Source organism: Roseateles sp. SL47, from assembly GCF_026625885.1.
Taxonomy (GTDB): Bacteria; Pseudomonadota; Gammaproteobacteria; order Burkholderiales; family Burkholderiaceae_C; genus Roseateles.
This window is the reverse complement of record NZ_CP113068.1, coordinates 2,981,836-3,005,129: the sequence shown is the minus strand read 5'-3', so window position 1 is coordinate 3,005,129 and position 23,294 is coordinate 2,981,836. Positions and strand designations below refer to the sequence as shown.

Sequence of the window (23,294 nt, the reverse complement as noted above, 5' to 3'; positions counted from 1 at the left end):
ATTCTCATGCGGATGCGCACTGTTCTGATCATTGACGACCATCCGGCGGTGGGGGAAGCCCTCACGCTGCTGCTGTCGCTGCACGACATCGAGCCGCTCCACGCCACCACCCCATCGCAGGGCCTGGCGCTGCTGGGGCAGCGGCAGATCGACCTGGTGATCCAGGACATGAACTTCAGCGCCGACACCACGTCCGGCGAAGAAGGCCGGTCGCTGTTCCATCAGATCCGCCAGGCCCATCCGGACCTGCCGGTGATTTTGCTGACCGCCTGGACGCAACTGGAGCAGGCCGTGGCGCTGGTGAAAGCCGGCGCGGCGGACTATCTGGCCAAGCCCTGGGACGATGCCAAGCTGCTGGCCACGGTGGAGAACCTGCTGGAGCTGGCGGAAAGCCATCAGGCCCTGCGCCAGGCGCGGGCGGATCATCAGCAGCGCCTCACCGCGCTGCGCCAGCGTTATCGGCTGGAAGGCATGGTGGTGTCCTCCCCCGCCCTGCTGCGCTGCCTGGAGCTGGCTTGCCAGGTGGCGAGGTCACCCGCGCCGGTGCTCATTACCGGCCCCAATGGCAGCGGCAAGGAACGTGTTGCGGCCATCGTCCATGCCAACTCCGGGGCGGCCAGCGGCCCATTTGTGGCGGTGAACTGCGGTGCATTGCCGGGTGACCTGATCGAAGCCGAACTGTTTGGCGCGGACAGCGGCGCCTACACCGGGGCCGCTCGGGCCCGAGAAGGCCGGTTTGAAGCCGCAGACGGTGGCACGCTGTTCCTGGATGAAATCGGCAACCTGCCGCTGGCCGGGCAGGTCAAGCTGCTGAGAGTGCTGGAAACGGGGCGGTTTGAGCGCTTGGGGTCCAGCCGGACCCGCGAAACCCAGGTGCGGGTGCTGTCCGCCTCCAATGCCGACCTGCGCGCCATGGTGGCGGCCGGCAGCTTCCGGGAAGATCTCTACTACCGACTCAACGTCATCGAAATCACGCTGCCAGGCCTCTCCGAACGGCCCCAGGACATCCTGCCGCTGGCGGAGCATTTCCTGGCCGGCCGTGCGCGCCTGAACGACAGTGCTCGCGACGCCCTGTTGGCGCACGCCTGGCCGGGCAATGTGCGGGAACTCAAGAATGTGATGGAGCGCGCTGCTCTGCTGGCCCCGGGCAGCGGTCCGGGCCGGTTGATCACCGAGCAGGACCTTGCCCTGCCGGCCGCGCCGGTCAGCGCCGCCCGCAACCTGGATGAACCCAGCCGTGAAGCGGTGGCCGCTGCGCTGGAGGCGGCCTCCGGCGTGGTGAGCCGGGCGGCGCAGGCGCTGGGCCTGTCGCGCCAGGCGCTGTACCGGCGCATGGAACGTTACGGCCTGGACGCATGATGGGCGGCGCCGGGCGCGTCCATTGGCGCTACACCCTCAAGCTGCGGCTGACCTTGTTCCTGCTGGGCGCCTCCTTGCTGTCGCTGCTCACGCATGCCACCTGGACGTTCTGGCCATGGCCGGCGCTGGCCCCCCTGTTTGGCATGCAGGCACCGGATCCCTGGAGCCCCTGGGCCTTGCTGCTGACGGCCGTGCTGGTGCTGCCGGGCATTTGGGGGCTGGCCCACGTGCTGCTGGCCCCACTCACCCGGCTGATCCGGGCGCTGGAAGGCACGGTGCTCAGCTATCGGGATGGCGAATTCAGCAGCGTCATCACGGCGCAGGCGCCCACCGGGCTGTCGGAGCTGGCGGAGCTGCTGCGGCTGCATCATGAGCTGGGCCATGCGCTGCGTGAGCAGCGTCACCATCTGGCCCAGCGTGAGCTGTTGCTGGACACGGTGGTGCAGAACACGCCGGTGGCGTTGGTGCTCACCGACACGCAAGACCGCATCGCCTATGCCAATCTGGCTGCACGGCATCTGCTGGATCAGGGGCGCAGCCTGTCGGGCCGGGTGCTGACGGAGGTACTGCAACGGGCGCCGGACGATCTGCGGGAGGCCCTGGCCCAGCCGCAGGACGGCCTCTTCAGCGTGATGGTGGATCAGCAGGAAGAGCGCTTCCACCTGTCGATCAAGGACTTCCAATTGCAGGGGCAGCCGCACCGTCTGCGGCTGATGCGGCGGATGACGCGGGAGCTGTCACGCCAGGAAGTGGCCAGTTGGAAGCGGGTGATCCGGGTGATGAGCCATGAGCTGAACAACTCGCTGGCGCCGATTTCCTCGCTGGCCCACAGCGGCGCCGAACTGGCGCGGCGCGGGCAGATGGAGCGCATACCCGGAGTGTTTGCCAGCATCGGCGAGCGGGCGGCGCATCTGCATGCGTTTCTGGCGGGTTATGCCAGCGTGGCCAAGCTGCCGGCACCGGTGCTGACACCGGTGGACTGGGCGCATTTCCTGGAAGGCTTGTCGGTGCACTACCGGTTCACGCGGGACGGCGCGACGCCCACCGCAATGGGGAGTTTTGATGCTGGGCAGATGGAGCAGGCGCTGATCAACCTGCTGAAGAACGCCCATGAATCCGGCAGTGCGCCGGAGGCGGTGAGCCTCAAGGTGGAGGCGCTGCGGGATGAATGGCGGGTGGAAGTGGCGGACCGCGGGCCGGGCATGAACGAGGCGCAGCTCTCACAGGCGCTGCTGCCGTTTTATTCAACCAAGCGCAGCGGCTCCGGCCTGGGCCTCGCATTGGCGCGCGAAATCGCCGAGGCCCATGGCGGGCGCATCCTCATGGGCAACCGCGATGGCGGTGGGCTGTGGGTGGCGGTGTCGTTTCCGATGGGGGAGTAATCACTCTCGCCCGGCGACATCCGCCGCCTGCCGCTTACTTGTAATAAGCCTCGACCTTGCCCTTGAGCTTGATCATCAGCGGCTGGCCCTTGCGGTCGAGCGTGCGACCGGCCGGGACCTTGATCCAGCCTTCGCTGATGCAGTACTCCTCAACATCCATGCGGTCCTTGCCGTTGAAGCGGATGCCGATCTCGTGTTCAAAAATGGCAGCCACATGGTGCGGGCTGCGCGGGTCCACGGACAGGTGGTCGGGCAGTTCGGGGCGAGCGGTCTCGGTCATGAAAAGGTCAACAGAAAAGGACGAATGGCCTGCATTGTCCTGCACTTCTGCGGCCCGACACCGCAGAGCCCTGCACGCTCAGTCGTAGCAGCGCTCCACCACCGGTGTGGCGTATTCATGCCCCACCACGGCACGCGCGAAAAGGTAGTTTTCGCGGGCGCGTTCGCTGAGTTGGTCCAGGACCACCTGGCCCCGTGCATCACACGGGAAACTCAGGCCACGGCCGCTGTGGAACAGAGATTCAAAACGCAGCAGATAAGGCCCATGGCAGGGGCCCTGTGGACGGCTGCTGGTGGCGGTATCAACGGACGGATTCATCACGCATCTCCAAAGCCCGGGGAGGCAGGCATGCATGAACATTAGGTCCGGCCGCCGTGCCATGTGCGTGCAAACGTCGCAGTTCTTACAGCTGTTGCAGGCACCCACTTAAACGCGGGGGCGGGATTGCGAGGTGTGTCACAGCTCAGCCGCCTGCACGCTTCGGGGAATACCCGGCCTTCTGCAGCCACTGCATGACTTTGTCCAGATGGTCGCCCTGAATCTCCACCGTGCCGTCTTTCACGGTCCCGCCGCTGCCACAGGCTGCCTTGAGCTGCTTGGCCACCCCGGTCAGTTCGTCTGCCGTCAGCGGCAGGCCCAGGATCACCGTCACGCCCTTGCCCTTGCGGCCTGCAGTTTCCCGCCGCACCCGCACCTGACCATTGCCCAGCACCGCCGACTGGGCCTTGGCCTTGCAGCGACAGTCCGCCTGGGCCTGTCGACATTCCGGGCAGGTGCGCCCGGTCTCAGTGGAATAGACAAGTGCCATGGTTGAGGTCTCTTGGCGTGATGGCGGAGCAGGTGACGGGTTGGCTGGACGGTGAGAGGTGCTGACCCCGTGCTGGCGTGTGGATGAAGCCGCGCGGTTTCAGGGCGTCGCTGGCGTCAGCAAGGTCCGAGCAAAGAAGGCATCCACGGTGCGGTAGAGATGCAGCCGCGCCCCACGGCCCACGATGCCATGCGCCTTGCCGGGGTAGACCATCATCTCGAAAGGAATGGACTGCTTCTGGAAGGCCTCGCTCAGGCGCAGGGTGTGCTCAAACAGCACGTTGTCGTCAGCGGTGCCATGAATCACCAGCAGCGGATGCCGCAGTTGGTCCACACGCGCCACCAGATTCGACTGGGTGTAGGGCAAGGTCGGCTGGCCGGACGCATCCGTTGGCAGGCCAAGATAGCGCTCGGTATAGGCGGTGTCGTAGAGCGTCCAGTCGGTCGGCGGAGCGCCCCCCACGGCGGCGGCAAACGGCGTGTTGGCGTCCAGCATGGCGCGCACCGCCAGGAAGCCGCCGTAGGACCAGCCAAAGAACCCGATGCGATTGGCATCGATGCCGGCACGGCGCTGCGGCAACTGCCGCACGGCCGCAAACAGGTCGGCCACTTCCGTGACACCAAACGAGCGGTGATGCGCGCGAGTGAAGGCGCGATCCCGGTTGGCCATGCCACGGGTGTCCAGCGTGAAGACGCCATAACCGCGACGCTGCCAATAGGCGATCAGGGCGGTGTCCCGGTACCAGCTCCAGCCCACCGTGCTCACACCCGGGCCGCCGTAGGCCAAGGTGATGACGGGATGCGGGCCGGGGCGGCCATCCAGAGGTTCGAAGTAGAAGGCGTTCAGCGGCGTGTGGCCATCGGCAGCCGTGATGTCCATCACTTCAGGCGTTGGCACGACCTGGGCCAGCAGCGCATCCGGCGCATCACCCGGCAGCGCGACCGGTGCCGCGCCACTGCCCAGATCCTGCAGCCACAAGCTCGGTGGCTCGCCCCAGGCAGAGCGGGTCACCAGCAGCCTGGAGCAGTCGCCGTCCGCACGGGCATCCCGCCACTGACGTTCACGCTGGCCCGCCAGCGGACGCGCGCGGCCGGCCAAGTCCACCGCAAACAGTTCGCGCGAACGCCCCCGGGCCCGGGCGGCGGCATACACCACCATGTCGCCGCTGCTGCAGACGCGATACGCCACAGGCTCAGGCTCGCGGGTCAGCGGCGTGCGCTCGCCGGTCACACGGTCGAGCAGCACCAGTTGCCGACGCCCGGAGGCTTCGCTGGACCACAGCAGCGCCGGGCGACCAGACAACCGGCGCCCCGGCAGCTCGGTGAGGTCATCATGGACTTCCACCCAGGCGTCATCGCGCTCCTGCGTGATGACGCGGCCGGGCAGCTGACGAATCGTGGGAGGCGTGTCAGTGGCGGCGATGGTGCTGATGCTGCCGGTGTTGCCGGGGTTGCTGGTGTTGCTGATACGGCGCGTCTTGGCATTGGCATTGGCATTAGCTTTGCCGTCACCATCACCGCCATCAAGCTTGTATTCCGTCAACACCAGCCGGTGCTGGTCCCGCGTCATCCACTGCAACCAGGGTGTGCCGTCGCCAAACCAGCCAGCGCGCGGCAGATATTCCGCCTCCGGCGGCAGGGCCAGTTGAACGGGCGTGGTGCCTGCATTGGCATCCAGATCCAGCACCCATGCCGTGACTTCCGCATTCGGGCTGCCTGCGCTCGGATACCGCTGTTGCGTCATCGTCGTGCGGTCGGCAAAGATCTGTGCGCGGGTCTTCACCGGCACCCGTGCTTCGTCCACCCGGAAGGCCAGCAGCCGTCGCCCATCCGGCGACCACCAATAACCACGCTGGCGGCTGAGCTCCTCCGCTGCAATGAACTCGGCCAGCCCCCAGAACCGGGTGCCCGTCGCGTCCGTGGTCAAGGCTCGCGGCGTGGAGGTGGCGTCCAGCGGCTGCAGCCACAGATTGCCGCTTTTGACGTAGACCAGCTGCGTGCCATCGGGCGAGCAGGTGGGGTCCTGCTCGGGGACCTCTGGATCCTGCGTCAGCCGCTGCGCCTGCGGGCCCTGGTCCGTGAGGCGGACGAGGTACAGATCGCCAGAGAGCGGGAACAACAGCGTGCGGCCGTCCGGCCCGCACCATTGATAGCTGGTGATGCCCCCCTGGGTGATGCGCTTGCGCTCGAGCGCCATGCGTTCGGCCTCGGTCAGCTGCTGACGACGCCCGCCCAACACCTCGTCGGCGGAGACCAGCTTGCGCGGCGCGCCGCCGGCCGTGGGCTGGGCCCAAAGCTCCAGTTGCTCACTATCGGTCGCGGACGGCCGCAGGAAGCTGACCCAGGCGCCGTCCGGCGACAGTTCCGCCTGGCGGGTGGTGCGCCCTTGCAGCGGCGGGTCCGCGTAGATGCGGTCAAGGCTGATGGGCGTGGCGGCCTTCTTGGCCTCGGCCAGCGCGGTCAAGGGGGCCGCCACGGCGGACAGCAGCAGCGCAGCGGCCAGCGGGCTCAGCCAGGCGCGCGGCCGGGCAACACGGAAAGGAAGAGTCATGCGGTCAGCGTGAGTGCCTCGGCGGGCACTGCGTCGTCGGAGTCGATGAGGGATTCGGGCAAGGATGCGCAGGCGTCCTGCAAAAGGTCGTCTGCGACAGACGTGGTGGAAGGTGGAATTGCCGCCATCACGGCGCGGGCGGGCTGGTGATGGGGAGCGAGTCCCTGCGCTTGCGCTTTGAGCCGCGCCAGTCGCATCGCCATGTCGTCCGCAACAGCGTCGCCGAACAACTGCCTTGACAAGTCGTCGGCAGCATTCAAAACGCGCACCCGCTGATAAGCCTCTTCCGCTTCGGAATAGTGCCGGCGCAGGTAGTGCAGCCACTGCTTCAGCCGGCCCGCCTGATGACGTGCGGCCACCTGGGTACGCACCTGGAAGAAGAAGTCGGCCATCAGTACCAGCAGGTCGGCCCATGCCAAGGCCGGGGCCGCGTTGCCGGTCAGTTCGGCCCTGAGCGACAGCGCCAGACCGGGGTTGGCCACCATGCCACGACCCAGCATGAGGGTGTCGCAGCCGGACTCGGCCAGGCAACGGCGCGCATCGGCCACGGTCCAGACCTCGCCATTGGCCACCACCGGCATGCGCACGGCCTCGCGCACCAGGGCGATCTGGTCCCAATAAGCGGGCGGCTTGTAGCCATCGCGCTTGGTGCGCGCATGGATGACCAGCTCAGACGCCCCTGCCCGCTCGATGGCGCTGGCGCATTCCAGCATCAGGGAGCGGTCTTCATTGCCGAGCCGCATCTTGGCGGACACCGGCAGATGGGCGGGCACCGCGCGGCGCACGGCATGGACGATGTCATGCACCAGGGCCGGTTCGTCCAGCAGCACGGCACCGCCGCGATGGCGGTTGACGGTTTTGGCCGGGCAGCCGAAGTTCAGGTCGATGCCTGCGGGGTGCAGTTCTGCGAGACGCGCGGCGTTCTCGGCCAGGCAGGTGGGGTCCGAGCCCAGCAGTTGCGGCCGCACCGGTACACCGGCGCGGGTGCGGCTGCCGTTGCGCAGTTCAGGAACGATGCGGGTAAAGACGCGCCGGGGCAGCAGCTGGTCGGTGACGCGGATGAATTCCGAGACGCAGCGGTCCACACCGCCGACGCGGGTGAGTGTGTCCCGCAGCATGTGGTCCAGCAGGCCCTCCATCGGGGCGAGGAGGAGCGTGGGGAGACGGGGTGCGGCGGAAGAAACGGGCTCTGGCGTCTCAGGTGTCACGGGTGTCATCAGGCACTACACGGGGCGGGCGACGAAGGGCCGAGGCGGGACGGCTCAGGCCTATGCGGCGAAAAGTCAGACAGCATAGCGGATCGTCCACACCCGCTGTGGATAAACGGGTGTACAGCCTGCGTAGGGATGGTGCAAGTGGTTGATTATGCGGGGGATTCTTCACACTGCATTAAAAAGTGGCAGTGGTGTGTGGGAGGGGACTGGGGGAAGGCGGGCGGTGACGCCACCAGATCAAGTCCGTCGAGCGCAAACAGAGTCCGCCGGACGACGCCCGCATTGTGAATTGCATGTCGTCCAATTGGGTCGATGGCGCTGATTTCCGACGAGAAGCCTTGGCGTCAAGGCGGTGACGCGCCGCCGAATGAGAGCGCGTCTCGGGCGGCGATGGCTGCATCAGGCTGGGAGCGGAATTTCACTAGCGCCCGTTTTGCGGCGCCGCAGTGCTGGCCGAAGAGTCCAGGTGCTGCGCACCGCCCGCCGCCCAATACTCAGCACATGGGTGTAGATCATCGTGGTCGTGGTCGCCAAATCGGCGTGGCCGAGCGGCTTCTGCTCAGTGCTGATGTCGCTGTCGCCATCTCCGGCACGAGCGTCGCGAAGCTGAATTTCCAGGGTGCGAGACGTGGATGGCTTGTAATCTTCGGCCGCCGAGCGTACGTCTTGTAACATGGACCTTCCTAGGGAGGTTTCATGGCAACGACAGTACAAGAGTACGCGGCCGAGATTGGTGTGAAGCAGCTCGTGCACTTCACGCGCGAGAGCAATCTTGAGTCCATTCTGAACCGCGGATTGGTGACGCGGGATATGTTGACCCGAGAGGGTTTCAACGGCTTCAACGACAACGTGCGGGCGGACTACACGAGCGCTGTCTGCGTGTCGATTGGCTTCCCAAACTACAAAATGTGGTGGGGCATCAGGAAGGACAATCCAGACGTTGACTTTATCCTCCTGGTCCTCGAAGAGCGCGCTCTGTGGGAACTGCCCTGCGCGTTCTGCTCTGCTAACGCCGCCCTCGGCGCAATCGCTGCCATCCCAATCGCACAGCGCCAGACCCTGCAGGCCTTCCAAGGCATGTATGCCGACGTTGTTGGTAAGGAGCGGGCGAAGCTTGATATCCCAGGCTACTGGCCTACGAACCCGCAGGCTGAGGTTTTGATGCTCCAGGGCGTTCCCAGGATTTACATTCGTGGTGTGGTTACCTTGAATGCTGCCCAGGAAAAGCGGATCAATGAGAAGTTCCCCGGTCTGAAGACCTGGGTCCACGCTGGCTATTTCCGGTACCGCAAGGATTACGAGTTCTGGAAGGCTGGTGCCTGACGTGGCTACCCGTCCGATCTTCACGCCTTCCACCAGCGGCAAGCTGCTGGTGTGGACGCATCACGTCAACTTTGAGTGGTTCCCTGGTATGGCGAAGAGCCAGGCTCAGAAGTCCATCGTGTCTCTGCATGAGAACGCGAAGAGGCAGGTCCACGTTAGTAAGGTGCTGGAGATTTCGAGCAAGTCGCTCGACGAGCTAGGTGTTGCCCTCAGTGCGTTCAACCTGATGATTCGGACGCCAAAGGGCGACGAGTACAGCCTTGAGTGTGCGTACCAGTCGGCGAAGGTCTTTGAGCACGGAGGTCCGTTCAAAGACCTTCGACGCATGCGCTCTATCGACGCTAAGCGAGACCCTAGGCTGCTTCAGCACGGAAGGCTCATCAAGTTCTCCATCTACGGAATGGATTGGGACTTGCAGCCACGCACAGCGTTCTATGACTGGCTGTACATCAACGCGCTACACAAGCACCAAGAGCTCGCGGAACAGGTGCTGACCTACCGAGCGTTCTCCGACATTGCGTTCAACCCTGATCGCTCAATCAACTGCCAAGCCTACGCGGCGGCGTTGTACGTCTCACTACATGATCGGGGCTTGCTCACCCCGGACGTGTTGAAGGACAAGGAAACCTACTTGGAAGCCATCGACACAGGCGTTGTGAGCAACGCTCACGAGAACACAGCGATTCAGACTCGCATTGACGATTAGGACACAGAAGAAGGGCCTCGACCTTTCCCTCCCGTGCTGCTCCAACAGCGCGTCTTCGAACTCCACTGAGCTCCAACATTGAACGGCAGCTTTCTGGCGTCGGTTTCAGAGAATCGAACGACGGCAACCGCTGCAAAGCGGCCCTTCATGGCGGTTGGCCGCTTCAGGCGGCTGTCGGTCGTCTGGGAGCTGCGCTTGAATGACTGCGCTCCCCCCAGTTTCACCGAGTTGACCTTAGCCACTGTCTGACGACTCCGCACCGTGGCACCTTGCGCAATCACCCGGAACGACCTCGCCTGGCGCCGGTTCCAAAGTCTTATACGTCAACAAAGTCGGCAGCGATGGCTGGCTTCAGGCCCTGGCCAACAACTCCAACGAACGGGTGTCTCTTTTCAAGTATGCGCAGGTCGCGGATGTCCAAAGCCGTGGAGGGCGTACCTATTTCAAGGTCATGGAGGGAGTCGCCAAGGGCCGCCCCGAGCTGGTATTCAAAGGCTCAAGATGAGCGCCTACCTCAGCAGACGGCGACCTTGGACATTGCCGGCGTAAAGTCAACGGTGACCATGAATACCGTGTGGGGCACGGGCTACTTCCCCTTACCACCGGGTAGCTACACGGTGCTGCCGCCTGATGTGCCGCACGACGCGAACATGACCTCCATCCACGAGGCCTTGCTGAGTCATCGCACGGTGGATGGACGAGGCATCGCACTTCTGACGGTCAAGGGTAAACCGGAGCGGGAGCGATGAGCGCCATCAGTATCACGAAGGCCGTTTTCATGGCAGCCCTCATCGCATTGGTCACACTTCGGCCGGCGCATGGTGACGGGCCAGCCTTATCTGAAGAAGACCGCAGGGCAGCAGCGGTGCTCAATGCCGAGGGCGATTCAGCTTATCGAGAAGGCAGGTTCGACAAGGCGCTGAAAGCCTACATGAACTCCTACCCCAACTACCCGAATGCCCACGCCTACCTGATGGCTGGGGACACCTATTGGCGGGCCGTGCTGGCGGCCAATGCCCGGCAGATGTCGAGTAGCTCCCCGGAGGCCTGCATCCTGACAAACAAGTTCTTTGCTGAAGATGCCCAGCGGAGCTTAGACCAGCATTACCGGCCCGGCCTGTCGCTGGCCGGCAGGGCGGCGAAGGATGAAAAGGGGCCGTCCGCCCTGCGCGAGCGCTCAAGCAAATCTGCAGCCTGTCTCACCACCGTTCAGGCCAAATACGCAGCGCTCCCCAAGACCGCGTGCGTAGATCTGCGCGAAGTCTCGTCGTGTCTCGGAGAGCCGCTGAGGCCATGACGAGTGGTCCGGCGCGCCACCGAGTGGCAGCAACGGGTCCGCAGAGAACGGTCATGCCGTAACTATGGTCATCGGCGGAGCTACCGATCCCGTGTATCTCCAGCGGCGCGCGCCTCAATGACTGCGGCGCGCTGAAGACCGGTCGAACGGCAGTCGGCATCGACCGAGAATGCTGCGGATCCGCCAGCAGCACCAATACGCCAGTCGCCCGCAATCCGCATGCTGAGCAATCTGGCCACTCCAGGGTTGCCCCTTCGAACTTCATCTGTTGGCGTCATCAGCCCGTGAACACCAGCCCAAGCTTTTGGTGAGTGACGCCCATCAACGGCTACAGCATTGGAAAGCGATTCACCCCCTCCGTGGGCAACTTGTGCATGCAGGCGGCAAACAGCGGGTGAACCAACCAACCGTTCAGCCAAGCCCGCACGGAGGGCAGGTCCAGCGTGGCAAACCATGTTGGATCCACAGCAGCGAACTGGCGGACAAAGGGAAACACGGCAAGGTCGGTGGCGCACGGTGTGGCACCACCCAGGAACGGCGCGCTCTGCAGCGTCGCCTCCAGCGGCCGCAGCAGCACCTCCACCGCCTTGTTGCGGTGGACCTCTGGCGCAAGCGGCTCACTCGGGTAGCGCTGGGGGTATTTCCAGCGGTCCAGGTGATGCTTGAAGTCTCCGTCATTCCGATGCACCCACTCAAGGTTCTCCGGTGACTGCGCCCGAGCCCACCAGCCCTTCGCATCGGGCTCCGCCAGTGCCCAGCGCATGATGTCCCAACTCTCCTCGATCACGCTGCCATCGGGCAGGTGCAGCACAGGCACGGTTGCCTTGGGAGACAGGGCCAGCAAGCTTGCAGGCTTGTTGCGCAAGCTGACCTCCACGGCCTCAAAGACCCGTCCGGCTTGCAGCATCGCCATTCGTGCCCGCATGGCGTAGGGGCAGCGGCGGAAGGTGTAGAGCCGCGGCCACTGCGGGTGCGCGTGGGCGAACGTTGGGTGGGGTGCCGGTGTCGGTGTCGGTGTCGGTGTCGGTGTCGAAGCTTGCATGGCGGAGGTTTGTGCTTGCGAGATGAGAGGGACTCACTGAACCCAAAGCACCTCAAACTGCCGCCGTGTGGAAGCGACCTGAATCGTCACCTCATCCCCTTCGCCTTTACCCAGCATGGCCTTGCACAATGGCGCTTCGCTGCTGATGACTTGCACCAGCGGCCCCCTGCTCTCCAACTGCATGCTGCCACCATCCGGGCCAAGAAAGAGGTGTTGCTGCTTCTCATCGGCATCCACCAGGCAGACCAGCGCGCCCAACTGGATGCCTTTGCTGGCGTCGTAAGGAAGCGGGCGGAACTGGCTCCACGCAGCAATCGCCTGCCGGATCGCTTCTGCTCGACGAGCCTGGCCGGTGGCCAGGTACGCAGCCTCAAGGCCCAAGGTGTCGTACTTGTTTTCGGCGATGTTCTCTTCGTGAGTGGCCGTCTCATGCGCCACGCGCGCAGCGTTTTCAACTCGCAGCAGGTCCTCGGCGAGGCGTTCCAGCACTTGCTGCTGCAGCAAGAATTTATCCAACATGAGGGGCAGGCATCTCAAAGAATCAGCGACAAAGCCCAAGATTCAGCGGCAGGCATTGAACATGGGCCCGCCGCACTCTAACCGGTGCGAGGCCGGCTCCGTCTCTCCCCCAACCCACCCGACCCACCCGACTTGCAGATATGCGCTTTGCGATACACAATGCGCATATGACCACACCTCAACAAGTCGTCCTGCGCGACGCCATGCGAAGACTGGACATGACCCGCGACGCGTTCGCAGACAGGATTGGCTGTAGGCGGCGCACGCTCGACACTTGGTTACTCCCGGACGAGTCCAGCGAGTTCCGTGCCATGCCGGAAATTGCCCGGCGATTTGTCCAGGAAATTCTTGAACGGGCCGCACCCCGATCGCCCGATTCAACACAGAGCGTATATAACGACGGACTCACCGCAGATGCGGGAGGGGCAATGCGGCACCTGCTCTCGGTCGAGCAGTTTGATCGCGAGGGCGTCGAAGCGCTGTTCAGGTTGGCAGACGTCATGCAGCCGATCGCCCGGCGGCGCAAGGTCACCCGTGTGCTCGAAGGTGCCGTGCTGGCCAACCTGTTCTTTGAAGCAAGCACCCGAACACGGGTCAGCTTTGGCGCCGCCTTTTGCCGTCTGGGTGGGTCGGTCTGCGACACCACGGGCTTCACCTTCTCATCGATGGCGAAGGGCGAATCCATCCATGACACCAGCCGTGTGATCAGCGGGTACGCCGATGCAATCGTGGTGCGACATCCGGAACAAGGCGCCGTGACTCAGTTTGCACGGGCGACGTACGTGCCGGTAGTGAACGGTGGCGATGGCCCGGGCGAGCATCCAACGCAGGCGCTGCTGGACCTTTACACCCTTCAGCGCGAGTTCTCGCGCGTGGGCAAGCAACTGGATGGTGCCCACATCGCTTTGATGGGCGATCTCAAATACGGCCGCACGGTGCATTCGCTCATGAAACTACTGGGGCTGTACAAGGGCGTACGGTTCACGCTCATTGCACCGCCCGGCCTCGACATGCCCTCAGCCATCGTGGAGCAGGCCGCACGAAACGGCAATGCGGTGGAAGTGCGCAGCGTCCCCGGCCCCGGCCTCGCCAATGTCGACATGCTGTACGCGACACGCATTCAGAAGGAGCGTTTCACGGGCGAATCAATCGAGAGTCTGGACAACCGCTTTCGTATCGACAGATCGTTTGTGGAAGCGAATTGCGCGCCTGATGTGGTCCTGATGCATCCACTGCCTCGCGACAGCACACCAGGCGCCATCGATTTATCCACGGACCTCGACCGGGACCCGCGTTTGGCCATCTTTCGTCAGACCGACAACGGCATCCCTGTCCGCATGGCCATCTTTGCCCAACTGCTGAAGGTGGACCAACTCGTCCAGAAGTCGATGCGCGACGCCACTTGGACTGCGCCGTCTCAGGTGGGGCCAGAGGACACGCTCGAGTAGTTTGAAGGGCAATCAACGGATTGGTCACTCTCTGACCCCTCTTCCGTGATGTTTCGCTAGAGCACTACTCCCCTCCCGGTCCAGCCAACATTCCCCTTCCGAGTAGGTTTTGGCCAAAGTGTTGGCCGCAAACTGCGACAGCCGTAACTCATGATTTCAGAGGGGCGGCAATGCTTGTCCCTGTCATTGCCCGCTCTTCTAATCCGCGCCAATCACGAACCCCGGGGACGGCCTGCATACCGGCCAGCCGCCCCGAATCAGGAGTCGACATGGCGCGATGCTTCACTCTCCCGGCGCAGCGCGTCGCGGGCCGCATTCACCCGCGATGGCTGCCAATGCCCGCAAGCTTGGGGCTGCGCGGCACGCTTGGTGTGATGCTGCTGAGCCTGCTGGCCGCTTGCGGCGGCGGCAAGTCGTCCACCACGGTCGAGGCGGCGGCCTCTCAGTCCACCCACCAACAGGCCCTGGCAGCCGCAGGCACCGCTGCGGACACCCCGGCTGTCCCCGCTGGACGCTATGTGATGGCGCTGGCCTCCACCGGTCAATGCATCACTGGCGCCGCCGCTGGGAATGGCGCAGAAAATAGCGCCGGCACGCTCACCATGAGCGCTTGCACCGCAGGCACCAGCCAGGCGTTTGACCTCAGCCTGCAGGCCGATGGTTCCACCCGCCTGACGCAGGTCAGCACCGGCCTGTCCTTTGACCTTGAGGCCATGTCCACCGCCGATGGCGCCGCCCTTCAGCTCTGGGCCGCCAACGACACCACGGCGCAGCGCTTCACGCTGAGCCCAGTCCAGGGCCATCTGTTCAGCCTGATGAACACCGGCAGCGCCAAATGCGTGACCGTACAGGGCAGCGCGCTCAAGCAGATGACCTGCAATGCAGGGGCCACCCAGCAATTCGTGCTCTATCCGCAGTCCACGTCCGCCACGGTGCGCGGCCTGCTGCCTTATGGGCGCTTCAGCGTCCAGTCCACACTTTCCAATCTCTGCCTGGACCTGGCCAACACCGGCCAGGCCGACGCCGACCGCGTGATTCAGGCCGCCTGCACCGGCGCGGACCGGCAACGCTTTGAGCTGACCCTGGCAGCGGATGGGGGTTACCGCCTGCGCAATGTCGCCAGTGGCAAGCTGTTGGATGTGGCCGGCGCGGCCACGGCTGCCGGCACTGCTGTCCAGCAATGGCCGGACACCGAAGGCGGCAATCAGCATTTCCTGCCGACGGCCGATGGCATGGCTGTCCAGCTGAAGGCGCTGCACAGCCATCAGTGCCTGGACGTGACAGCAGAACGCACCGATGCCGGTGCGCCCATTCAGCAATGGGACTGCGGTGCTGGAAAAGCCAATCAACTCTGGCGGCTGGTCACCACCGACAACGGCGTGTGGACACCGGTCACCGCCCCCACCACCGGCGACAGCGGCGGTGATGGCAGCGGTGGTGGTTCGGGTGGTGGTGGCTCCGGCGGCGGCACCACGCCGCCCGGCTCCGGCACCTCCCCCACGCCCACCACCGCGCTGACGCTTCCGCTGGAGTTGCTGGGCGCCGGACTGCCCAGCGCACCGGTGACAGCCACGGCCAATCTCACCCTCGACGCCAATGGCGTGAGCGCTGCCACGGAGTTGTGGATGCGCTGCCATCGCTGCGGCTTCTTCGGCCCGCCCGAGTTTGAGGCCACCACCGAAGCGCCGGCCCGCATCAAAGGCAGCCTGCGCATCCTGGGCGGCACCGCCGTGGCTGATGCCGCCAGCATCCCCTGGGTGGACATCACCGACAGCACCATGACCCTGGCCGACCCCGAGCGCGTGCAGGGGGGCCTGCAGCGTGGGGGGGTGTACACCGCCCGGATGAAGCTCACCTTGGACGCGGCCACCAAGGCCCGCCTGGTGACGGGGGTGAACCTGGTGCAGTTCCGTTTCAACGGCAGTGACGGCGAATCCAACGGCTACCGCATCATTGACCTGCAAATCCGCAATGCCCAGGGCAGCAGCCTTGCGACCAATGCGGTGGAACGGGCCGATATCCAAGCCGAGAAACTGGCTGGGCGCACCTGGAGCGCCGATGTGACGGCCGGCGAGACGCTGTGGAAAGCGCAAGACCGTCTGCTGAAGTCCACCCTGGCCAACCGCCCCATCCACGCCGCCTGTGCCTCCTGCCATGCCTCCGACGGCCGGGACCTTCAATATTTCAACTACTCCAACAATGCCATCATCCAGCGTTCGCGCTTCCACGGCCTGACTGAAACCGAAGGCAGGCAGATCTCCGCCTATCTGCGTTACGCGCTGCAGAACCTGCCCCACGTGGCCCAGGCCGCCCCCTGGAATCCGCCCTATCAGCCCGGGCCGGGTCTGGACAGCCGCCCGGTGACCGAATGGTCGGCTGGCGCGGGTCTCGATGCCGTGGTGGACTCACCAACCCAAGCCATCAAAGCGCTGTTTGGCAAACCACAGGACACGTCGGCCCTGGCCCTGACCCAGGCTGATGTGGACAAGGTGATGGATGCCACTGCCACACTCAATGCGCGCGAGGTGGCGATGCCCATCCAGTTCCCGGACTGGAACTCCTATTTGCCAGCCATGCATCCGATGGACATCTGGCCGGTTGGTGCCAACAGCACCGGCTCCTTCACCAGCGGCGCCACCTTTGCAGGCAACGGACGGTTGGACCCCTACGCCACCTCCAAGCGCATCGCGGCATGGTTCGAGGCGAATCGCTCATCCACCTTTGGCGACTGGAGCCATCTCAGCCCGTCCCAACGCAATGACATCCAGAGCCTGATCCAGCCGTATGGCTTCGAGGTGTATGCGTTCCTGGGCGGCGGGCGCGGCAACCACATTGCAGCTTCCGGTCAATACGGTGCCCAGGTCGGCGCGGCCAATCTGCAGCGCATGGCCTCACCGGCTCGAATGGCCGATGAGCCCGCCGCATTCACCACCAATGCCTTCATTGAACGGGTGGTGGCCAGCATGTTCCAGTGGAATCTGGTGCAGCAGTGGGAATGGGCGCAACGTTACGGACTGGAAGGGGACCAGCGCTGGTTCATCGGCGACTACGACGCCGCCACCAAGACCTGGACCGGCCGCGGGGAAGCACGCGGATGGCCCTTCAACACGGTGAGCGCCTTTTATCTGGCGCCACACATGGTCTACCAGACCGACTTCGACAGCAGCGGCAAGACCACCCGTGAATGGATTCTGGCCTGGGAGACCGGCAACAAGGCGGGCTCCTACTACCGGACCAATGCCTGGTATCAAGCCCAGGTCACCCTCAATCCCGGTGCGCAGGGCGATTGGGTGAACTACTCGGTGGACTGGCCCTATCTCACCGGCTTCGACCAATACCTCTCGGAGCTGCTGGGCACTGCCACACCGGCCCAGGCCAACGCCGCGCTGCTCAGCGACATCCGCCTGCTGCAAGCCCGGATCAAGTCGGCGCAATACGTGAACAACCGAATCCCGCTCTATGTGGCCACCGACACCCGCCCGCTGCCCGACAACCGGGGCCGCTTCAGCCGGGCCCAGGTGCTCAAGCATCTGGCGCCGACCAACTTCATGGAATACAGCACCACCCAGGGCAACGGCGGTACGCCGTTTGTGAAGCTGGATCAACTTCAGGCGGGGCTGTACCTCAAAGTGCTGAACGGGGCCTTCCGACAGTTCAACCAGCTCTACACCACCACCGACCCGGCCGCCTGGCGGCGCTGCGACCCCAACAACACCGAACTGGGCGAGCCGGAGCCAACGGCGGGCTTTGCGTTCTGCCTGGACCGCAGCAAACGCGCGCTGGTGCAGTGGTCCGGCGGCCTGTATGCGATGGAGTCGCAGGACTACCGCGTCACCGCCGAGCAGAAGCTGCAGTACGCCGTCTGGAAGGGCGGACGGCTGGGTGTGGAGGCCGCCCGCCTGACCACCCTGAACGACTGGGTGCAACGCGCCTGGCCTTGAACCCACGGTCGCTATTCATTTGCTGGAATGCCACCGTGACTCTCTCTCGCAGCACCTTCCTGGGCAGCGCCGCCGCCGGCCTAACCCCGCCGGGCGGACCGAATCCGGCCCGCTACCAGGTGGGTGGTACTGCGGGCGCTTGCCAATCGCTTCTATGTCACGGCGGCGAATGCAGGCGCGTCTGCCCTGATGGCCAATTGCGCGGCCATCGGGCCGTGGGAGTCATTCGACCTGATTGCGCTCAGCGGACGTCGCCGGTGCGGGGGGCTGAGTTGCGGCCTGGTCGGCGCAGCTCAGCCACAGGCGCAGGTCGAATTCCAGCTGGGCATAGTCCGGCGCCATGTGATGGCACAGCTGGTAAAACGCCTTGTCATGGTCCGGATGCTTCAGATGGGCCAATTCATGCACCACGATCATCTGCAGAAACGCGGCCGGCGCTTCCTTGAACAAGGTCGCCACGCGGATCTCCCGGCGGGCCTTGAGGCGATGGCCCTGCACCGTAGTGGCCCGGGTGTGGGTGCCCAGCGCATGCTGCACCACCTTGAGCTTGGCGTCATAACAGACGCGTGACAGCGGGTCCGCATTGCGCAGATACCGCTGCTTGAGCGCCTGGGTGTAATCGAACAGCGCCTTGTCACTGCGCACCTCATGCGGCTCCGGATACTTGCGGGCCAGCAAGGGCGCGAGTTCCCCGTTGTCCAGCAGGGCCCGGGCCTGCGCCACCAGGGCCGGCGGATAGCCCTGCAAATACTTCATGCTCATGCGGGCATGATATCGACATGGAAGAACCAAGATTCCGTGTGACGGTAGCCCCACAGGGCTGGACCTTCGACGCCACACCTGGCCAGCCGCTGCTCCTGGCCGGCCTGGCGGCCGGCGTGCGCCTGCCCCATTCCTGCCGCAACGGCACCTGCCGCGCCTGCATCGCCCATCTCCAAAGCGGCGAGATCAGCTACCGCATCGAATGGCCCGGCCTCTCGCGCGAAGAAAAGCAGGAAGGATGGATCCTCCCCTGCGTGGCCGTGGCGCAGTCAGATATCACCTTGGCAGCCCCCACCGCCACGCACATGGGCAAGGCCCCTCCCCCGCCCTCGCTGATGGCGCCCCCGCCGGGCGATGGCGCCTCCGACTGATGCTGCCGACATTGTTCGGATATCGACGTGAAAAAGAAACACCTTCAATGACCCTCCGGCGGCAGCCGGGCTCTAGCGCGTCGCAATTCACAAAGCGTCCGGGCTGACATCTATCACCGAAGGCCGGAAAGCCTCAGCATTGCGGGGGAGACTTTGGACCGAGTGAGTCCATACAAGAAGGAACAGCATGTTGAAGCTCAATGAATGGCGTCTCCGCAGCCGTGTGCTGACGGGTTTTGCACTGGTGATCGTCCTGATGGCGGTGGCCTCCACGGTGGGGGTGTTGCGGGTGTCCATGCTGCACCAGCGCATTGAGCGTCTGGTGGAAGTGGACATGCGCACGCTGGAGCTTTCGCGCCAGTGGGCGGGCATGACCGAAGGCAATATCCAGCGCCGCATCGTGCAGATGGTGATGGACGATGAGACTTTCGTGAAGGCTTTCACCGCGCGTTCCAAAGAGCTGTCGGCTCGCATCGACCAGGTGCAGAAGGAGCTGGATGAAAGCATCAAGGAACCGGAAGCCGCCCGGCTGATCGACAAGATTGGTGAAGCCCGTAAGGCCTATCAGGACGCACGCGACGTGCTGGTCAAGGAGAAGGCCGCCGGCAATGACATCAAGGCCGGCGCAGCGACAAAGCTCATCCCGGCCATGAATGCCTACCTGGAGAGCATTGACGTCTTTGCCGAGCACACCCGCAAGCTGCTACACGCCGCACGGGTGGAGGCTCAGGAAGAGGCGCAATCGACCAAGTTGCTGGTGATTGTGCTGATGTCGGTGGCCAGTGTGCTGGGTGTGATCGTGGCGCTGGTCATTACCCGCTCGGTGACCGAGCCGCTCAACCAGGCACAAGCCCTCAGCCAGGCGATTGCCGAAGGGGACCTGCGCAAGACCCACCGTGCGGAGGGCTCCGACGAGGTGGCTCAGCTGAATCGCTCGCTGCAGGACATGCAGGAACGGTTGGCCGCCACCATTGCCGGGGTGCGTTCCGCCGCCGACCAGGTGCGCCACGCCTCCAGCGAAATCGCCTCCGGCAATGCCGACCTGTCCAATCGGACGGAGCAGGCCGCCAGCAGCCTGGAGGAGACCGGTGCAGCCATGGCCCAATTGAGCGAAGGCGTGAAGCTGAATGCCGAAGCCGCCCGTGAAGCGGACAGCCTGGCCAAGACGGCCTCGGATGTGGCTGGCCGTGGCGGCGCGATGGTGGATCAGGTCATCAGCACGATGAACGACATCCAGCAGTCGTCCAACAAGATTGCCGACATCATCGGCGTGATTGACGGCATTGCCTTCCAGACCAACATCCTGGCGCTGAATGCGGCGGTGGAAGCCGCCCGTGCCGGCGAACAGGGCCGTGGTTTTGCCGTGGTGGCCGGTGAAGTGCGCTCGCTGGCACAGCGCAGCGCGGAAGCGGCGAAGGAGATCAAGTCGCTGATCTCTGCCTCGGTGGAACGTGTGGATGGTGGCAGCCGTCTGGTCGGCGAAACTGGCAACACCATGCGGGATGTGGTGGCCAGCGTGCAACGCGTCACCCGCATCATTGGCGAGATCTCCTCGTCCAGCGCTTCGCAGGCGCTGACCCTGGGCGAGATTGGCCAGGCCGTGACGCAACTGGATCAGATGACGCAGCAGAATGCCGCGCTGGTGGAACAATCCGCCGCTGCGGCGGAAAGCCTGCGGGATCAGTCCGCGCAGCTGGTGGAAGCGGTGTCGAGCTTCAAGCTGAACTGAACGGATTGTCATGAGCACCCCGGGGACGGCAGTCTCCGGGGTGTTTTTTCATGAGCCGGCGGCAGCCTTCATGGCCTGGGCGAGCGCGGCGGAGCCGGAAGCCTCCAGCCCCTCGATCGCGCCTTGGCGGTCCTCAGCAGAATGGTGCTGGTTGAGCTTGCGCTTGCCTTCCAGGCGTTCCACCTGGATCTCGATGCCCACGATGTGGGCCATCAACTCTGCGATGTAATCCGGCGGCGCGTCGCCCATCTTCCAGGGCTCGGGTTGGGAGGCTTCATGCTGGCGGGTCAACCGGGCAATGACGCCCCGGACGAATTTTTCGTCGTCGCGCATCCGCATCCGGCCGTGGGCATGCACCACCTCGTAGTTCCAGGTGGGCACCCGCCGATGCGTCTCGTGTTTGCCCGGGTACCAGTTGGGCGAGATGTAGGCACTGGGGCCGCGAAACACCACCATCACCTCGGTACCGTCGGTGCCGCCCGAGCCAGCGGCACCCATCTGCCACACCGGGTTGGCGCGCGCCACGTGGGCCAGCAGCCGCGGACCTGTTTCAGCGCTGGTGTCCAGCAGGAAGGGGATGTGATTGGCGTCGAGACCCGCAGGGCCATGGGTCACCAGCATGCCGAGCGAATGCTCGCGGATCATGCGGTGCAGTTCTTCAGTGCGGGACTCGGCGTAAGGGGCGGGGATGTACATGTGGGTTGGAGGTTCTCCGGGCCAGAGAGCAAACGGAGCTGCGGGCTTGTCAGGCAGCGTTCGAGCGAAGGCGCGACCATATCCCCAACCCGCCCTGGGCACAAGACACCGCCGAGGCAGCTTCACCCCGATGAAGAACGGTTGTTCCGGTAGTGCAGGTTTGGGCCAACCGCTCAGCGCTGCAATGTCTCCGGCAGCCCAGGCACACACGCCATCGCAATGCTGATCCAGACACCGACGCTGAAGTAAGGGGTCAGCCACAAGGCGTCGGCCTTCCAGGCCTCCCAGCGGCCGCTATGCACGCGCCGCTCCCAGGCGTCACGAGCCCCCTGATGGAGCCGCATATAGACCAGCCCCTGCGCCCGCCCCTGGCGGTAGCGGCGCCAATACATCGGCACGTCCACCCTCAGCACATAGGTCACGAAGCCTCCTGCGGCCACCATGCCAAACAGGGACAAGGCTTGCACCCAGCCACTGCTGCCCAGCGCAATGACCCCCAGCAGCAAGGCCATCCAGGAAAAGCCCGCCGCCCACAGCGAGGACTCCACCGCCTGCGTGATGTGATTCAGCGTGAGCACGCTGTGCCAGCAAAAAGCCTGGGCCACCACCATGAAGATCGGAATGGACCACGCGGCCTTTTGCACCGCTGGCATGCCAGCGTGGCCAGCCAGTTGATGGACGATCAACCCCAGTTGCAGGGCAAAGCAGATCTCCGCCACCGTGGCGGCACTGCGGCCCAGGAAGATGCTGGACAAGCGCGTGTCCACCACCACCAGCCGCTCCAGATCCACCCGGGGAAACACAGACCGGTAGGCGCAGACCAGGACATAGACGCCGGACAGGCCCAGATGCAGGCTCGCGTCAAACCCGCGGGCCGGCCCGAGCTTGAGCACCAACAGCCATAAGCCGATGTTGAGCACCGCCAGAACGCGCAGCGCGCGCCACCAGGCCAGCAGCATCACATCGGCCTCAGCCTGCATTACAGGAAGATTGTGGCGAATCGATGACATGCGCCCGAAGCCTACTCGCGTGCAGACGGGCGGGGAAGCCCCAAAAGCAAAAAGCCTGCAAAGGCAGGCTTTTTTGCGGGGTCTTGTTCTTTTTTACCGGGCTTTATCCGGCTTTATCCGGCTTTATCCGGCTTTGCTGGGCTTTATCGGCCCCTATCGGATTTAGCCCGGCCATGCCAAGCCACCCAGCGCATCGTCAACTCATTCCTTGGTGCCGAAGATCTTGTCACCCGCATCACCCAGGCCCGGGATGATGTAGCCCTGTTCGTTCAAGTGGGAATCGATGGCGGCCGTCCAGCAGCGCACGTCCGGATGCGCCTTTTCCAGCGCCGCCACGCCCTCCGGTGCCGCCACCAGCACCAGGGCGCGGATGTCCTGGCAGCCGCGCTTTTTGAGCAGGTCCACCGTGGCGATCATCGAGCCGGCGGTCGCCAGCATCGGGTCCACGATCAGCGCGGTGCGCGATTCCAGCTTGCCCACAAACTTCTCGAAGTAGTTCACCGGCTGCAGGGTTTCATGGTCCCGCGCCAGGCCCACCACGCTGACCTTGGCGTTGGGCATCATGTCCAGCACACCATCCAGCATGCCCAGGCCTGCGCGCAGGATGGGCACCACCGTGACCTTGCGCCCCGCGATCTGGTCCACCTCCACCGGGCCGCACCAGCCGTCAATGCTTGTCTTCTCCAGCGGGAAGTCGGCCGTGGCCTCATAGGCCAGCAGGCGGGCCACCTCGCCGGTCAGTTCCCGGAACTTCTTGGTGGACATGTCAGCTTCCCGCATCAAGCCGATCTTGTGCTTGACCAGGGGATGTTTGACTTCAATGACGGACATGACGGATCACTATGGGGACGAAATGG

The 23,294-nt window shown here is 64.5% G+C and carries 21 protein-coding genes and 1 pseudogene; 10 read left to right on the top strand and 12 right to left on the bottom strand.

Annotation, left to right across the window (positions count from 1 at the left end):
• Positions 1-6 precede the first annotated feature (6 nt).
• Positions 7-1,359, top strand: coding sequence for a sigma-54 dependent transcriptional regulator (locus OU995_RS13150; RefSeq protein WP_324288750.1), 1,353 nt, complete (start codon positions 7-9; stop codon positions 1,357-1,359).
• Positions 1,356-2,741 (top strand): sensor histidine kinase, encoded by a 1,386-nt coding sequence (locus OU995_RS13145; protein ID WP_267835995.1) that lies wholly within the window; start codon positions 1,356-1,358, stop codon positions 2,739-2,741. Before OU995_RS13150 ends, OU995_RS13145 begins: the two co-directional genes overlap by 4 nt.
• A 34-nt stretch (positions 2,742-2,775) precedes the next feature.
• On the opposite strand, the gene OU995_RS13140 is transcribed toward OU995_RS13145, so the two are convergent.
• From OU995_RS13140 to OU995_RS27570, 6 genes and pseudogenes are all read right to left on the bottom strand, one after another.
• Positions 2,776-3,021, bottom strand: a complete 246-nt coding sequence (locus tag OU995_RS13140; protein ID WP_058935977.1) for a DUF3297 family protein — start codon at positions 3,019-3,021, stop codon at positions 2,776-2,778.
• A gap of 78 nt (positions 3,022-3,099) precedes the next feature.
• On the bottom strand, positions 3,100-3,339 hold the full coding sequence (locus OU995_RS13135) for a hypothetical protein (RefSeq protein ID WP_267835994.1): 240 nt from the start codon (positions 3,337-3,339) through the stop codon (positions 3,100-3,102).
• Positions 3,340-3,484: 145 nt separating this feature from the next.
• Positions 3,485-3,829: a translation initiation factor Sui1 gene (locus OU995_RS13130; protein ID WP_267835993.1), complete on the bottom strand. Its 345-nt coding sequence runs from the start codon at positions 3,827-3,829 to the stop codon at positions 3,485-3,487.
• Positions 3,830-3,928: 99 nt separating this feature from the next.
• Positions 3,929-6,379, bottom strand: a complete 2,451-nt coding sequence (locus tag OU995_RS13125) for an alpha/beta fold hydrolase (RefSeq protein ID WP_267835992.1) — start codon at positions 6,377-6,379, stop codon at positions 3,929-3,931.
• A 215-nt stretch (positions 6,380-6,594) separates the two neighbouring features.
• Positions 6,595-7,518: pseudogene (locus OU995_RS13120) on the bottom strand (tRNA dihydrouridine synthase); the annotation flags it as partial.
• A 474-nt stretch (positions 7,519-7,992) separates the two neighbouring features.
• Positions 7,993-8,268 (bottom strand): hypothetical protein, encoded by a 276-nt coding sequence (locus tag OU995_RS27570; protein ID WP_420714860.1) that lies wholly within the window; start codon positions 8,266-8,268, stop codon positions 7,993-7,995.
• Positions 8,269-8,289: 21 nt separating this feature from the next.
• Between OU995_RS27570 and OU995_RS13110 the strand changes: the two genes are divergently transcribed.
• The 4 genes from OU995_RS13110 (at position 8,290) to OU995_RS13095 (ending at position 10,919) form a co-directional block, all read left to right on the top strand.
• Complete coding sequence (locus OU995_RS13110) at positions 8,290-8,916, top strand: DarT ssDNA thymidine ADP-ribosyltransferase family protein (protein WP_267835991.1); 627 nt, start codon at positions 8,290-8,292, stop codon at positions 8,914-8,916.
• A 1-nt stretch (position 8,917) separates the two neighbouring features.
• Positions 8,918-9,622 carry a DarT1-associated NADAR antitoxin family protein gene (locus OU995_RS13105; protein WP_267835990.1) on the top strand — a complete coding sequence of 235 codons (705 nt, stop codon included), beginning with the start codon at positions 8,918-8,920 and terminating at the stop codon, positions 9,620-9,622.
• A 563-nt stretch (positions 9,623-10,185) separates the two neighbouring features.
• Entirely contained in the window at positions 10,186-10,371 is a 186-nt protein-coding gene (locus tag OU995_RS13100) for a hypothetical protein (RefSeq protein ID WP_267835989.1), read from the top strand.
• Positions 10,368-10,919: a hypothetical protein gene (locus OU995_RS13095; RefSeq protein ID WP_267835988.1), complete on the top strand. Its 552-nt coding sequence runs from the start codon at positions 10,368-10,370 to the stop codon at positions 10,917-10,919. The genes OU995_RS13100 and OU995_RS13095 overlap by 4 nt, the downstream gene beginning before the upstream one ends.
• A gap of 328 nt (positions 10,920-11,247) precedes the next feature.
• Here the strand turns inward: OU995_RS13095 and OU995_RS13090 are convergent, their stop codons facing one another.
• Together OU995_RS13090 and OU995_RS13085 are read right to left on the bottom strand one after the other, a co-directional pair.
• On the bottom strand, positions 11,248-11,961 hold the full coding sequence (locus OU995_RS13090; protein WP_267835987.1) for a glutathione S-transferase: 714 nt from the start codon (positions 11,959-11,961) through the stop codon (positions 11,248-11,250).
• Between the two features lie 33 nt (positions 11,962-11,994).
• Positions 11,995-12,477, bottom strand: coding sequence for a GreA/GreB family elongation factor (locus tag OU995_RS13085; protein ID WP_267836255.1), 483 nt, complete (start codon positions 12,475-12,477; stop codon positions 11,995-11,997).
• Between the two features lie 170 nt (positions 12,478-12,647).
• Between OU995_RS13085 and OU995_RS13080 the strand changes: the two genes are divergently transcribed.
• Entirely contained in the window at positions 12,648-13,928 is a 1,281-nt protein-coding gene (locus tag OU995_RS13080; protein ID WP_267835986.1) for an aspartate carbamoyltransferase, read from the top strand.
• A 335-nt stretch (positions 13,929-14,263) separates the two neighbouring features.
• Positions 14,264-17,869, top strand: coding sequence for an RICIN domain-containing protein (locus OU995_RS13075; protein ID WP_267835985.1), 3,606 nt, complete (start codon positions 14,264-14,266; stop codon positions 17,867-17,869).
• A gap of 222 nt (positions 17,870-18,091) precedes the next feature.
• On the opposite strand, the gene OU995_RS13070 is transcribed toward OU995_RS13075, so the two are convergent.
• Entirely contained in the window at positions 18,092-18,631 is a 540-nt protein-coding gene (locus OU995_RS13070) for a YgjP-like metallopeptidase domain-containing protein (RefSeq protein WP_267835984.1), read from the bottom strand.
• A gap of 17 nt (positions 18,632-18,648) precedes the next feature.
• Between OU995_RS13070 and OU995_RS13065 the strand changes: the two genes are divergently transcribed.
• Both OU995_RS13065 and OU995_RS27465 read left to right on the top strand, forming a co-directional pair.
• Positions 18,649-19,002, top strand: coding sequence for a 2Fe-2S iron-sulfur cluster-binding protein (locus tag OU995_RS13065; RefSeq protein ID WP_267835983.1), 354 nt, complete (start codon positions 18,649-18,651; stop codon positions 19,000-19,002).
• A 187-nt stretch (positions 19,003-19,189) separates the two neighbouring features.
• On the top strand, positions 19,190-20,731 hold the full coding sequence (locus OU995_RS27465) for a methyl-accepting chemotaxis protein (RefSeq protein WP_324288749.1): 1,542 nt from the start codon (positions 19,190-19,192) through the stop codon (positions 20,729-20,731).
• A gap of 48 nt (positions 20,732-20,779) precedes the next feature.
• Here OU995_RS27465 and OU995_RS13050 read toward each other — a convergent pair whose 3' ends face one another.
• The 3 genes from OU995_RS13050 to upp form a co-directional block, all read right to left on the bottom strand.
• A complete protein-coding gene (locus tag OU995_RS13050; protein WP_267835982.1) occupies positions 20,780-21,427 on the bottom strand; it encodes an FMN-binding negative transcriptional regulator in 648 nt (215 codons plus the stop codon).
• A gap of 173 nt (positions 21,428-21,600) precedes the next feature.
• Positions 21,601-22,407 (bottom strand): hypothetical protein, encoded by an 807-nt coding sequence (locus OU995_RS13045; protein ID WP_267835981.1) that lies wholly within the window; start codon positions 22,405-22,407, stop codon positions 21,601-21,603.
• Positions 22,408-22,638: 231 nt separating this feature from the next.
• Positions 22,639-23,268, bottom strand: a complete 630-nt coding sequence (upp, locus tag OU995_RS13040) for a uracil phosphoribosyltransferase (protein ID WP_267835980.1) — start codon at positions 23,266-23,268, stop codon at positions 22,639-22,641.
• Positions 23,269-23,294: the final 26 nt, after the last annotated feature.